11 protein-coding genes and 1 pseudogene are annotated in these 13,440 nt (G+C 54.7%); 5 read left to right on the plus strand and 7 right to left on the minus strand.

Going from position 1 to position 13,440, the window contains the following annotated elements; translation table 11 throughout:
* The 5 genes and pseudogenes from IE065_RS09675 to larE form a co-directional block, all read right to left on the minus strand.
* Positions 1 to 248 (minus strand): annotated as a pseudogene (locus tag IE065_RS09675) (hypothetical protein); the annotation flags it as partial.
* Between the two features lie 28 nt (positions 249 to 276).
* Positions 277 to 915: an RNA polymerase sigma factor gene (locus tag IE065_RS09680; protein WP_189514446.1), complete on the minus strand. Its 639-nt coding sequence runs from the start codon at positions 913 to 915 to the stop codon at positions 277 to 279.
* Between the two features lie 209 nt (positions 916 to 1,124).
* On the minus strand, positions 1,125 to 4,049 hold the full coding sequence (locus IE065_RS09685; protein ID WP_189514448.1) for an MMPL family transporter: 2,925 nt from the start codon (positions 4,047 to 4,049) through the stop codon (positions 1,125 to 1,127).
* An 85-nt stretch (positions 4,050 to 4,134) separates the two neighbouring features.
* On the minus strand, positions 4,135 to 4,998 hold the full coding sequence (locus IE065_RS09690; protein WP_189514450.1) for an outer membrane lipoprotein-sorting protein: 864 nt from the start codon (positions 4,996 to 4,998) through the stop codon (positions 4,135 to 4,137).
* 409 nt (positions 4,999 to 5,407) lie between these two features.
* Entirely contained in the window at positions 5,408 to 6,208 is an 801-nt protein-coding gene (gene larE, locus IE065_RS09695) for an ATP-dependent sacrificial sulfur transferase LarE (RefSeq protein ID WP_189514452.1), read from the minus strand.
* Between the two features lie 75 nt (positions 6,209 to 6,283).
* Between larE and larC the strand changes: the two genes are divergently transcribed.
* Positions 6,284 to 7,663, plus strand: a complete 1,380-nt coding sequence (gene larC, locus IE065_RS09700; protein WP_189514454.1) for a nickel pincer cofactor biosynthesis protein LarC — start codon at positions 6,284 to 6,286, stop codon at positions 7,661 to 7,663.
* On the plus strand, positions 7,656 to 8,390 hold the full coding sequence (gene larB / locus IE065_RS09705; RefSeq protein ID WP_189514551.1) for a nickel pincer cofactor biosynthesis protein LarB: 735 nt from the start codon (positions 7,656 to 7,658) through the stop codon (positions 8,388 to 8,390). Before larC ends, larB begins: the two co-directional genes overlap by 8 nt.
* 162 nt (positions 8,391 to 8,552) lie before the next feature.
* Here the strand turns inward: larB and rlmB are convergent, their stop codons facing one another.
* A complete protein-coding gene (rlmB, locus tag IE065_RS09710) occupies positions 8,553 to 9,125 on the minus strand; it encodes a 23S rRNA (guanosine(2251)-2'-O)-methyltransferase RlmB (protein ID WP_189514456.1) in 573 nt (190 codons plus the stop codon).
* A 142-nt stretch (positions 9,126 to 9,267) separates the two neighbouring features.
* Positions 9,268 to 10,605 (minus strand): glycosyltransferase, encoded by a 1,338-nt coding sequence (locus tag IE065_RS09715; protein ID WP_189514458.1) that lies wholly within the window; start codon positions 10,603 to 10,605, stop codon positions 9,268 to 9,270.
* 245 nt (positions 10,606 to 10,850) lie between these two features.
* On the opposite strand from IE065_RS09715, the gene IE065_RS09720 reads away from it, so the two are divergent.
* The 3 genes from IE065_RS09720 (at position 10,851) to msrA (ending at position 13,356) form a co-directional block, all read left to right on the plus strand.
* On the plus strand, positions 10,851 to 11,528 hold the full coding sequence (locus IE065_RS09720; RefSeq protein ID WP_189514460.1) for a hypothetical protein: 678 nt from the start codon (positions 10,851 to 10,853) through the stop codon (positions 11,526 to 11,528).
* 15 nt (positions 11,529 to 11,543) lie between these two features.
* The gene (locus tag IE065_RS09725; RefSeq protein WP_189514462.1) at positions 11,544 to 12,674 is read left to right on the plus strand and encodes a hypothetical protein; all 1,131 of its coding nucleotides are present in this window, start codon (positions 11,544 to 11,546) and stop codon (positions 12,672 to 12,674) included.
* 151 nt (positions 12,675 to 12,825) lie between these two features.
* Positions 12,826 to 13,356 carry a peptide-methionine (S)-S-oxide reductase MsrA gene (gene msrA, locus IE065_RS09730; protein WP_200163298.1) on the plus strand — a complete coding sequence of 177 codons (531 nt, stop codon included), beginning with the start codon at positions 12,826 to 12,828 and terminating at the stop codon, positions 13,354 to 13,356.
* Positions 13,357 to 13,440 lie beyond the last annotated feature (84 nt).

Genomic DNA, 13,440 nt, shown 5'->3' on the forward strand with positions numbered 1-13,440 from the left:
CTCCAGTAGCCGACAAGGGCTAATGCGGCGGTCGAACCCAAAGGTATTGCAGGATGAATGCTGTCCTGGAAGCGGCCCCAGATGCGTTTCGCCCAAGAAGGCCGCGAAACCATCTTTTGCCAGGGTTTGGCGTGGAGTTCACGCTCGAACCGCTGCCAATAGGCGTCGTCAGGTCGTTCCTGTTGCTTGAGGCGCAGAAGCTCCTCAAGACTGATGTTTTCCGTTTCTTGCGAATCGGTCTTTTGCATAATTAAAAAGGTTCGGCTACAGCAGGTCCTATTCCAAATAGTCTTTTAAAGTCTCACGAAGTTGTTGCTTAGCGTAATGTAATCGTGAACGGACGGTGCCTTCAGAAGTTTTGGTGATTTCGGCAATTTCCTGATGGCTAAGTCCTTCGATTTCATAAAGCACAACTACGGTCCTGTGTTTAACAGACAACTTTTGCAGCGCATCGTTCAATTTTTCCTGAAGTTCGCGCATATAAGTTGGCTTGTCGGTCTTCGCCCGGGAGGCCAAGGACTCCAGTTTGACGTTCGACGAGCCCTCTTCATCCATCTGCTCAAAGCTAAAGAAACGCCGTTTGCGGTTTCGTTTGAGGTGAGTGATGGTGGTGTTAACTGCGATGCGGTAAAGCCAGGTGAAAAAAGAAGAATTGCCCTTAAATTTGCTAATCGAGCGAAAAGCTCGGATAAACGCTTCTTGCGTCAGGTCGTTGGCGTCGTCTCGATTGGAGGTCAAATTATAGACCACGGAGAAAAGGCGCTCGCGATATTTGACGATCAACTGGTCAAAAGCGGCCATTTCACCGGACTGCACGCGCTTGACGAGCAATGCATCATCTCCCACCGCAGAAGGGGCGGTGGTATGGTCGTGCGAAGTCACGACTGTAGATGAAGCTGTTGGTGCGTCAGCCATACTGCAAAAAGGTTATCATCAATCTATTGAAAGCATTCCATTTTGCAACAGAAATCGGTGGTGGCTGAAGCGGCGATAGTGCCCATAGATAACGTTCGCATGAAGGATGGAATCGCGGCGCGAGGACGCGCCAGCGCTACCTTTGGAGTGATCCTTTGCATGAAACCATGCGGGACTACGAATGAAATGTGTGCTCTATCAGAATGGGGTTACGGGGAGGGTGGTTTCTGCCGTTTGCTCATGTTCTTGAATGGAGTGCGTGTCGGGAAGGGGGCGGGAGATTCGATGCGCTCCAGAGAGGATTTTAATCGCTGCCCGAGGATACGCGACAAGTTCAGGAATAGCCGAGAGGATAGAAAAGGATTGTAGCGTTGTAGATTTTCCAACGCTTTCCAGTTCAGCACGAGCAGGCGGGTGTCTGTGTTTGCGGTGACATCGGCAGTTCGTTTGACGTCGGAGATGAGCGCGATTTCGCCAAAGATGTCGCCCAAGACCAGCTTGGTGATTACGACTTTGCGCCCTTCGATGGTTTTGCTAACTTCCAGTTCGCCGTCGATGATCACATAAAGCGAATTGCCGACATCGCCTTCGCGCACGATATACTCGCCGATTTGACGTTCCTCCAAATTGGCCAGCAAGATGAGCTTCTTGGCCTGCCATTTGGTGAGGCCTTCAAACATCGCAGAGCGCTCAATCAGTGCGTTGCGCAAATTGAAGCCCAGCACGTCCCACAGCGTAATGAGGCGGGTGGTGGACAACAGAACCGGCGTCAGGATGATGTCGGACAGCAGCGCCAGAATCATTACCAAGGCACTGAGTAGCCCAAACTGCATGACTGGTACGAAACTGGAGAAGCCAAGTATGACGAAGCCGCCGGCCAGCCCGAGAGAAGTCGTGATGACGGGAAATAGCTCCGCCCGCAGCGAAGCAAGGATCGCCTTGTGCTCGTCCTTGAGGATCTTGAGTTCCTTATTGTAGCGCACCATGAGGTGCAGGGTGTCGTCCACAGCGATACCAATGGTAATGGCCGCGACCATGCATGTGCCGACATTGAGCGTGACGCCAAACAGGGCCATAATCCCAAAAACGACGACGACTGGGAAAAGATTCGAAAGCACAGCCAAGCTGGCAGCGCGAGTGGACAAAAAGAGGACGCCCACGATGGCAAAAAGGAGGGCTGTCATGCTCGCCAAGGAAATGACTTGGCCGCCGATTATCTTGTCCACCGCTGCCGCAACCATGACGGATTTGCCGCTGACGCTGTAGCGAAGGTCACCGAATTTCCCCGTGTTCAGCTTTTGCTCAATGTCTGCGACCAAGGTGTTTAACTCGCTGCTATCGCTGATGTTGCTGCGGAGGACCACATTAGCATCGGAGAATTTGTCTGCCACGTATGGCTTGAGGTCGGAACGGTGGAAAAAGAGCAAGTATTGTGAGATAAGATTATCATTATCGGGCACGTGGCGGTCGGCTTCGTTTCCACCTTGCATGGCTTTGTTGACCAGAGCGATGTAGTCTGCGATGGAAGTCACCGTGTCGATGCGCTGGTCTTCGCGCATCCAGTTGGAGAAGGCTTCAATGTTTTGCAGGCTTTCGTGCTTCTTTAACGAGTTTTCCGAACCATAAAACGTGACGTAAATTACCTTGCTGCCACTGAGTCGGTTGGCCACTAGATTGAGCTGCTCGACGATGGGTGAATCTGGATGCAAAAAGCTGATCAAGTCGTTGCTGACCCGGATCTTAGGAATCATGAACAAACAGGGCAGGGCGATCAGTGAAAATACTAGGATGACGCGTCTTGGATTACGTAAGAGATTTTTTTCGAGCAGGTTGCTCACCTTTTGCGTGACCTTGCGGTGTCGGGCGTTTTCGTTGGCCGTGTGTTTCTGAGAACGAATAAACCGCCCGAATATTCGTAACCAAGCAGGTAGGAAAGTAATCGAAATGATGAAGCGCGAGAGCATGCCGAGCGCGGCAGTGGTCCCGAACTCCTGCATAATGGAAAGTGCGCTTAGGCCAGTGACTGCGAAGCCCAGAGTCGTCGTAAGGCCCGTGAGGAAGAGGGTCAGGCCGATACGGTGCGCAATCTGCATGACAGCGTCTGAGCCCAAGGAGCCTTCACCCTTGGCTTCGCTGTATTCGTTGAGGATGTGCACGTCCTCCGTCGCCCCGATAATGAGTATCAGCGCGGGGACGATGTAGTTGAGCATACTGATCGGGATGTCGAGAGCGACCATTAGCCCAAAGGTCCACGCGGTGCTGATAATCGCATTGATGACGGGGATGATCGCGGCTTGGAAACTGCCCATCATTAGGCCGATCAGGAGCACGAGAATCAGCCCGGCGGCTGGCAGGAGGATTTTCTGGTCGGCAATGATGTAGTCTGCCATCCAGACGTGGAGCGCGGGGCTGCCGACTTGGAATATACGCGTAAATTGTGTGGTGTAGTCGGTTGGCGCGGCAGTTTCTTCTTTGGCCTTTTTCTTGGCCTCCAAGGCTATTCGAACGGATTCCGGCAAGTGTTCGATGCTTTTTGCGTCTTGGGTTGGCTCGGGGGCGGGCGGGGCCTTGAGTCCTTCCAGAATTTCCTGAATATCATTATAAACGCGCTTATCGCTGTCCATCTGCTCCCCATCGGCGGTCCTGAGGTAAAGTGTTATCAGGGTCGCATTGCCATTGCGGGAAATGATCGAGCGCCGCATGAGCGGGTTATCGATGGCTTGCTGTTTCTTCTCGGCGAGGGCTTCGGGCGATTTGGGGATTTTCCGTAAGAGGGGAGACGTATCAATCCAGCCATTGACGGATCGGATGTCGTTCACGGTGAAAAGCGACTCTACGCGCTCAACTTCGGGGAGCTTATTGAGCTCTTTGCTGAGCTTTTGCAGCAGCGTCAGCTTTTCGTGGGTAAAGAGCTGCTCGTCTTCGATGTAAACCAATGCGAGTTGATCGGAGCCGAAGGCATCGGTAACACGTTGGTATTCCTTCTGAAGCGGGCTGTCCTCGGGGATCAGGGCATCAGTCGATACATTGACCTTGAGGTCGAATGCCTTCGAAATCGAAAATCCCGTGACAGCCAGCACAATGGCGATCACCAGAAAGGCATTATTGTAGCATAGCTTGAAGAGTCGTTGCACGGTCTGTAATCTTTCAGCGCGTTGGGCTGAAAGGCAGTTTCAATGGTGCTGCCATGTGTCTCTGCATGGCGCTCAAGAATAGTTCCTAGCTGTCTGTGTTGAATTGCTCAAGCAATGGCTCGTCCGTTTCTGGAGTCCAGGTATTGAGCGATTCCGGTTCAAAGATCAGTGGATCTACGGGCACATTGAGCCGGGACTTCATCAAAGTCATCACCGAGTAGGTGCCGCTGGTCTTGTTGTTCATCCGGATGCGTGCGGGGCGGTCAACTGAGCTGTCCTCAGTGACTTCGGCATACTGGTCGGCTTCGAGTACCTTGACTGGCTCTGTCTTGCCTTCTTCGTAGAATTCAACCTTGAGGACGTTGAAGTTATCGCGGTTGATGTAGAGCAGGCGGTTGGCGTAACCCGTAGCGGATTGAATGTCGACATTGGCGGGAGCGGCCATGACTACATAAACTTGGCTGCCGTTGACCTCGTCATCTTGAAGCCGATAGTAAGAATGCTCCTCAACATTTTCTCTGCGCAAGTCTTCGAAGGTGAAATCTGAGCCCATGAAATAGCCGCTGCGGTTCTCGCCCATGATCTTTCGGGCTTGACCCAGTGCGGGCATGTAGAACCATTGTTCGGGGTCATCTGATTGGGCATCCTTGGTCAGCAAGGTGATGCCTTTGACGTCAGATGGGGAAAGGAAGCGGATCATATAGTTGGCGTCGCCTTTGTCGTCTTGGCTGAAGACGCTGATCATTTCTCGCACCTGAGTGTTTCCTTCTTCGTCGACAACGACTAGCTTGATCAGCTCCAGTTCGGTTTTCGCTTTATGGCGATTCACCACCTCATCCATGATCTGCGCCCCAGTCTTAGAGGGAATTTTGACAAATCCGGTTAGGCACACCAACACACCAAGGATAAGCAGTAAACTGGAATAAGGATATGAGCGGTGACGAGACATGGTGGGCAATAATACTTAGTTCCCAAGCGAGCGCAAAAGAAAATATGCGCCGTTGAAAAAAAAGCCCTTAAATATTTTGGCTATTGATCCGACGGGTCAGTTAATTGGGCTTGCGGGTTGCAATACCCTCAAATTTGGCTCAGTTTTGCTCCATGCAGAAGATCGTAGCCATTCTATTACTCGCTTTGGCCCCGAGTTTGTCGTTAGCCCACGGAACAAACGATCTATCTCATGGGCATGCGCATTGGCTTTTCAGCCTGCATCATTTGCTCGGCCTGATCATCGCAACCGTGATAGCGGTCGCGGCTATTTGGTGGTTTACTCGGCCGAAGCCCAAGATGCGCGAAGCAAAAGTCAGAGTTCACAATCGTCGAGATCGTCGCGGCTAGGTTTCTATTGGTTATTTTTCCTAAGCCTGCCCAATGGCGCGGTTGAGTTTGCCTGACACAAAACCCTCGGCGTCGATTTCCATTTCGGAAAATCCAATCGCGGCAAAGCGTTCGCTGAGAATCGTTGCCTGTCGCTCTAGAGCGGCCACTTGCTCGTTCGGTGCCTCAATTCGGGCCTTTGTGCCGTAGTGACGCACGCGGTTGATCGGGAATCCCAGCTCCGTGACAATGGCCTCCGCTGTTTCAATTTGCCGAAGCTTTTCAAAGGTAATGCGCTCGCCGTAAGGCACGCGAGAGGCAAGACAGGGGCTTGCGGGCTTATCCCAGCAACTCAGCTCAAAATGGGCAGCCACGGCGCGAACGGCGTCCTTATCCAGCCCGCAATCGAGTAACGGCGAGCGGACTGCGAACTCAGCGGCGGCTTTCATCCCTGGGCGGTAGTCACCGGCGTCGTCGCGGTTGGCACCGTTGATAATCCACCAGTTCGGGTGGCGTGCCTGAATGCCTGCTAACTCATCATAGAGCGTGTGCTTGCAGAAGTAGCAGCGGTTGTCCGGGTTGTTGAAATAGTTCGGGTTTTCCAGCTCTCCAGTGATGATCACTTCCAGCGGGATGTCGTTGGCCCGCGCAAAATCGCGCGCTTGCTCCAGGTCCGAAAGCTTGAGTGCGGGTGAGGCTGACGTCACTGCCAAGCAACGCTCTTGGCCGAGAAAACGCCGCGCCAGAAAGGCCGCGAGTGAGCTGTCCACGCCGCCGGAAAACGCCACGAGCGCCCCCGGGCAGTCGGCAAACCAATCTTTAAGCGCGGCCAAGTGTTGCATCTTTCGGTCATCTTAGGTTCATTTGCCGCTGTGTCAACTGGCGCAGCCCGTTCGACGATCTATCCATTTTCTCCCATGCGTACCCTCTATTACCAATGCCCGGCCGGTATCAGCGGCGACATGAACCTCGGCGCGATGATCGCCCTCGGCGTTGATCCCGCTGTGTTGGAAGCCGAACTGCGAAAGCTCCCGCTCGACGGGTGGGCAATCCGTTTTTCGCCCGACGCCCGTAGCGGCATCACAGGCACACGCTGCGATGTGATTCTCTCCCATGAGCACGGCGATACGCACGAGCATGAGCATACGCACGATGATGACGCCGGGCATGTGCACACGCATTCCCACAGTCACAGCCATTCCCATGCGCATAGCCATGATGAGCACCATCATCAGGAGCACACGCATGAGCACAGCCATGAGTATGATGATGAACACGAGCATCACCACCGCACGTTTCGCGATATTCGCGCGATGATCGAAGGTTCTGCGTTGAAGGACCAAGTAAAGGACGACGCTATTGCGGTCTTTCAGGTCTTGGCTGAGGCCGAGGGCGGCGTTCATGGCCTGCCGCCGGAAGACGTGCATTTTCACGAAGTTGGCGCAGTGGATTCCATCATCGACATGGTTGGGGCCGCGATTTGCTGGGACTTGCTAGGGGTGGATCAAATTGTCTGCGGCACGCTGGAGCTTGGCGGCGGCACGGTGATGTGCGCTCACGGCCGGATGCCCGTTCCTGCGCCCGCCACGGCGAGGCTCGTTGCGGGGCTTCCAGTTTCATTGGGCGGCACGAATAAGGAGGCGACGACACCCACGGGCGCTGCTTTGCTCGTTGGTAAACGCTGCCAGTTTGGGGTTCAGGTCACGGGTGTTTCCACCGCAACGGGGGTTGGCGTTGGCCAACGGCAGGACCCCAATCTCGCCAATGTGGTTTACGTTTCGCTGATTGATTCGACTGCCACGGTGGCCGAGCCGAACGGTGATTCGCAGGATGTTGTCTGGGAACTCGCCGCGAACATCGACGACATGACGGGTGAGGCTGTCGCATTTCTATGCGAGCTGCTTCTGGAGGGCGGGGCGCTCGACGTCTGGCAAACATCAGCCGCGTTTAAAAAAGGTCGCGTCGGTGTGATCGTGCATGCGCTCGCACCCGCTGATTTGGTTACCGAAATTGAGGATGTTTTCTTTGACCACAGTTCCACGCTGGGCGTCCGCCGCCTGGTGTGGCAGCGCACCAAGCTTGAGCGTCAGCTCTTTGAGGTGGAGACGCAGTGGGGGTCGGTCCGGGTGAAGCAGGCGATGCGCGGCGGCAAGGTTGTCCGCCTCAAGCCTGAGTACGAGGATTGCCAACGGATTGCCCGCGAGCAGGGGCTTTCGTTGACGGAATTCTCGCAATTACTGGCTGGTGAGATTTTTGATTTTGGTGGAGACGAAGTAGAGGAGGGTGATGATGCCTGATGTCCGCGACATCCTGACCCGTGTACAAAGCGGCGAACTCACGCTCGACGAAGCTGCGGTGCAGCTTCAGGGCTTTGAGGACCTAGGTCATAGCCGGGTAGACCACGATCGCGCCAGCCGCAATGGCGCGCCAGAGGTCATTTTCGGCCAAGGCAAAACACCCACGCAGATGGTTGAGATCATGGGCAGCCTCGCAAGTCGTAGCAGCAATGTGCTGGCGACGCGGGTGCAGAATGCCGCTATTGAGCCGATCCTAGCCGCCTTTCCTGACGCCACGCACTACCCGGCTTCTCGCCTGATTGCTTTGCAACGCAACGTCCCGGCACCAGCGACGACGAACGTTGCCGTTGTCTGTGCTGGCACATCTGACCTGCCAGTGGCCGAGGAGGCGCGCATTACGGCGGAATTCCTAGGTAGCCCGACTGTCGCGGTTTATGATGCCGGAGTGGCGGGCCTGCATCGCCTGTTGGCCAGTATTGACACCATCCGCGCCTGTCGCGTGGTGATTGTCGTGGCGGGGATGGAAGGCGCGCTCCCGAGCGTGGTCGGGGGCCTCGTCGATGCACCCGTGATCGCGGTTCCCACCAGCGTTGGCTACGGGGCGAGTTTCGGCGGCGTAGCGGCCTTACTGGGTATGCTCAATAGCTGCGCCAGCGGCGTGAGCGTGGTCAATATCGACAACGGCTTTGGTGCGGGTTTCCTCGCTAACCGTATAAATCGTTTGTAGCCGCAACATTGGGTAAGGCCTTGTGTGATTTTTACCTATTGGTGGTAGCGCAGCCGCGTCTCGCGGCGCATGCGTGATGCTGGCCTTAACAGGATGGAACTGTGGCGCGAGATGCGCTCACGTTGCCTTGCAGAACGCAGAACTGTGCGGTGCTGGGTCGCGCTAAATACGTTGGCGGACGGCTTCGAAGAGGCAGACGCCGGTGGCGACAGAGAGATTGAGGCAGTCGACGGTGCCGAGCATGGGGATTTTTACGAGGTGGTCGCACATGCGGGCAGTCTTGCTGCGGATGCCAGCGGCTTCGGAGCCCATGATGAGGCAAAGCGGGCCCTTAAGGTCGACATCGTAAATGAGCTGGCTTTCCTCGTCGCCTGTGCCAACGAGCCAGATGCCGAGTTCTTTAAAGCGTTCGAGCGTGCGGCCCAGGTTGACGACCTGAACATAGGGGATCTGGTCTGCTGCGCCTACAGAAACGCGGCGCACGGTGTCGGTTAGGCCGACAGTTCGGTGCTGCGGGGCGATGACGGCGTGGGCTCCAGCTGCTTCGGCCGAGCGCATGCAAGCACCGAGATTATGCGGGTCCTGCACTTGATCGAGCGCGAGAATGAACGGGTCTTCATCCAATGCTTCGAGGCGGAGGATTAGCTCGTCTTCATCGATTCGGTCATGGACTTGCTTGTCGGCAACGTGGGCGTTGGCGCGTGCTCTGGCGTGTTTGGCTTTACGGCGTGGCATTGTGCTAATTCTGAAATTATATCTAACGTTGTTTTAAAACAGAAACTGGAACAGAAGCGAAGCACACAGTGCTCATTGTTCTTTCTGCCTTTCCCAAATTATCTGTTTTATTCGCGATTGGGTGGTGTGGCCGAAAGGGGCATCACTTGCCGCGGGTTGCGGCCTCGACAGAGCTCTTTAAACGGGTGGCAAGGGAAGCGGCGTTTACTTGGTTGTCGTAGTTTTTCTCGACCCAGGTACGGGCGGCGGCGCGGATGCGGTGGAAAGTTTCGTCGTCACTTTGTAGGGCCGTCAGGGCGCGCTTCCAGGCGTCATAGTCGTCATTGCGGGCCACAAAACCGGTCTCGCCGTGGTGGATGGCCTCGGTCGTGCCAGCAACCGGAGCCGTGACGACGGGTAGGCCCATGGCCATTGCTTCGGGGATGACATTGGGCAGGCCGTCGCGGTCACCATCGGGGGCGACAATGCCCGTGAAGATTAGGACGTCGGCCCAGTCGTATTGCTTTTTAACCTCGGTGAACGGGCGGCGGCCCATCAGGTCCACGCAGTCATGTAGGCCGAGTTCGGCATGACGCTGGCGCAGGCTGTCCTCAATGCGTCCTCCGCCAACAATGCGTGCCTCAAACTGGAAACCATCGTCAGCAAGCTGGCGGAGGATTTCTAATTGGCGGTGATAGCCTTTTTTCGGAACGAGTCGTCCAACGCTGAGGATGCGCAGTGGACGGCGTTCCGTGCGCGGAAGCTTACACGGCGGAAATTGATCGAGTCCGCGGCGAATGAGCAGCACTTTTTCCTTCTTCGCCCCTTTGGCAATGAGGTGCTTGCGGGCGGCGTCGGTGGTGGTGTGGACAATGAGTGCGGACTTGAGCTTGGGTGTGAGCAGCCAGTCGCCTTCACGTTTGAAGACATCATAGGCGTGCGCACCCATAGTGTACGGAATGCCAGTCAGCTTATTGAGTATCCAGCCAGCGGTTGCGGGCATCGTCGCCCAAACGCAATGGAAGACGTCGGGTTTTTCTTTTTTAAAATAATCGGCCAAGACGAGTGCGCAGCCGATGCCACGCAGTGTTTCGCCGAGATTAAGCAGCGAGGGCATGTCATACTTGAGCAGTCGTTCAAGGAGCTCACGAAGCACGTCTGGGCGCAGAATGAGGTATTTGGGGAACAGCCAGAGCAGTTTAAACAGTGCGCTATGCGAAAATTTCTTAATGGGCATGCCTTCCCATTGGGTGTCCCCAAGCCAGAGCGAATGGATTTCCACCTCTACGCCTTGAGACGCCATCACGCGGACCTCGCGCTGGAGGAAGGTCTCCGAGGTGACGGGGAAGGTGGTAAAGAGGTAGGCGATTTTCAGGTGAGGGGGGGGGGGGGCTCCGTTTTGCTTGCTTTGGGCTCCGGTGGGGTCGGGGCACGTCAAAGCCTCCGTGGTCGTGTTATCAGCGACAGGGTGGGTGATGGTTTCTACGGCAGTTCCACTCACGTTTGGCGAGTCCGACGATCCATTACGGCAGTTCGTGGAGGTTGGTGCATATCGCAACAAGGCATTGGCTCGGCGGCAAGCCGGAAACGCAGGAGAAAATCCAGCCCATTTTTCAGTTCACTGGTTAGATTCACCAATTTTTGACACCACTTCTTCGTTGGCATTTGCAATGAAGCCCGCATAATAAGCGCCTAATAGAACGGAAGCATCTTGTCGTTTCCGCGCAAATTAACTCCCAAATTCTCATGGCAAAAAAGAAAAAGAAATCCAGTGAAGGTAGTCTGGGCGGATCCATTGTTTTGGGCGCTGTGACGGCTTTAATCGGTTTGTTTTTGGGTATTTTGGCTTTGGCGCTCGATCCAGTGAGTGAAATGCGTGACCAACCTGCGGAAGACAAAATCGAGGCTAAGACCGTGTATTTCATTTTGGGTAAAGACCGCGGCGGTAATTACAAGGGCAAGGAACGTGCCTTCATGGAGCGTCAGACTGGTGCGCTACGACTGAGCGAAGAAGAGCTGAACCGCTGGGCTGTCGACACCTTTAAATTTTCCAAGCCCAAGAAGGGTGAAGAGGAAAACGTGGGAATGATTAACCTGAAGCCTTCGGCTCCGAACTTCCGCATTACTGACGGCATTTTTCAAATCGGTATGAGTGTGGAGGTGATCGCCTTTGGGCAGAAACACAAGATGCGATACCAAGCCAAGGGGGACTTTGTGCCGACTGCGGAGGGGTATGCCTTTGAGCCCTCGAGCAGCTATTTGGGGTCAGCGCATCTGCCATCTGTGGGAGTCGCGCCCTTCGTGGGCGATACACTTTTTGGGGTGTTCCAGAATGCTGAGCAATACGCCGCGCTTCACGAAGCTTGGATCAGTCTCACTAGCGTGACGATCGACGGCAATTCACTCGTGTTGGTCCGCCAGTAGCCTTTGCCGCATTTCATGGGTCAATTGCCACGCGCACTGCTTGTTGGATTTACTTTGGTACTGGCCTTGTTGCGCCCACTCGCGGCTCAGGACGTTCTGGAGCGGACTAGTCGGGACAATGTTTTCCAGATCATCGGGGTCGATTTCAATGGCACTCAAACGGTTGGAGCCATGGCCGATCAGATGGAGCGGCTTGGTTTGCGATATTATCCTGAGGCTCGAAATCTTCAAGCGCCGATCCGGGTGTCACTTCTGACTGAGCCCGACTTCGACGCGCCTTACTTCGTCAAGCAGCAGCCCAACGGTAACTATTTTATTTATATTGCCTGGAATGAGGACACTCGTTTTGGCGACGTGTGCCAAGCGCTTGCCAGTGGTTTCATTCGCCGGACAGCGGTTTGGCGTTATGGGCCATCTGCTGGTCCCTTGGCTCCGCACTGGCTGGAGCTTGCCTTTGGCCAGTTGCTGGAGGCCGCAATCCGGCCTGGTTACGCCGATGTCCAACGCGAACGCGCACTTATCCGCCCACCAATGGGGTTGGAAGAGCTTCTTACCGCACGTGGCCCCTTTGAGTTACAGCAGGAAAAAGTCGCCCTGAATGCCGTCTGGTTTTTTCGTTTATTGGAAAATCGCATTCCGGACCGCACGCACTTTCGACGGGTGCTGGCAGCATTCCTGAAGGATTTGAATCCGAACTACGTGATGGTCAAAGCCTTCCCTGGGCAGTTCGATGACCAAAAATCACTTGAGATGTGGTGGGCGGTTGGTTTCCAGTCGATGGCCCGCAGCCGTGAAACGCCGTTTTTTACAATGGAGCAATCCCGTGAGCTGGTGCGCAATTTGGCGATCGTCACGGTGTCGCTCAATGGTCAAGACCGCCGCATGGCCGGCCCCAGCCTTTGGGAGAACCGCGGTAGCCAGGAAGTCCAGAGTGCGATGGAGCTGCGCCACCGCGAAATCAAGCTGGAACTGCAGCGCGTGAACCCTGTCTATTATAACTCCATCCTCTCGTTAGGTTTGTTTTTCGAAACGGCAATGTCCGCTCAGACTGCTGGCCCCGTCAATGCTGCCAATGCACATTTTCTGACGGATTACCGAAGCGCGCAGGAGTTGGAGATGGAGATTAAGCGTCTTCTTCGATGGTAGGCTGTCAGGTTTCGTGGATGGCTGCGACTCAACTCAGATGAAAATGGATAAACCAAGCGTCAAAGCATTCACCTCATTTGTCCTTTCCGCCTTTATATTATTGGTTGCGGGATGTTCCGAAGGAACAGCCGAATCTAAAGCCGAAAAAACCATGAACGATTCTGAACCTGCTAATTTATCCGTCGCCACATTTGGCGCGGGCTGTTTTTGGTGCACTGAAGCTGTGATGCAGCGTCTGCCCGGCGTTCATCGCGTAGAGTCTGGCTACATGGGTGGGGTTGTGCCCAACCCGACTTATAAGGAAGTCAGCACGGGTACGACCGAGCATGCAGAAGTCATTCAGGTGCATTACGACCCGTCGGTCATCACCTATGATCAACTCTTGGCAATGTTCTGGAAACTGCATGATCCGACCCAGCTCAACCGACAGGGAGCGGATGTGGGCACGCAGTACCGTTCAGCGATTTTCTACCACTCCGATGAGCAGAAAGAAGCTGCGCTCAAGTCCAAGACTGCTGCGCAAAAAAAGTTCGAAGACATGATTGTTACCGAGATTACACCCGCGTCGGAGTTCTATGTCGCCGAGGATTACCATCAGGATTATTACGAGCAAAATAAGAATGCTGGATACTGCCGATTCGTCATTACGCCCAAGCTAGATAAGCTCGGATTGGAAAATTAATCGCTGTGTTTCATGGTGGAAAAAGCGGCGATTCGGGACGATTGATTGCAGTGCGAACTTGAAGATTGATGGTCTCTGACTATC

This window comes from Cerasicoccus arenae, from assembly GCF_014651635.1.
Lineage (GTDB): Bacteria > Verrucomicrobiota > Verrucomicrobiia > Opitutales > Cerasicoccaceae > Cerasicoccus > Cerasicoccus arenae.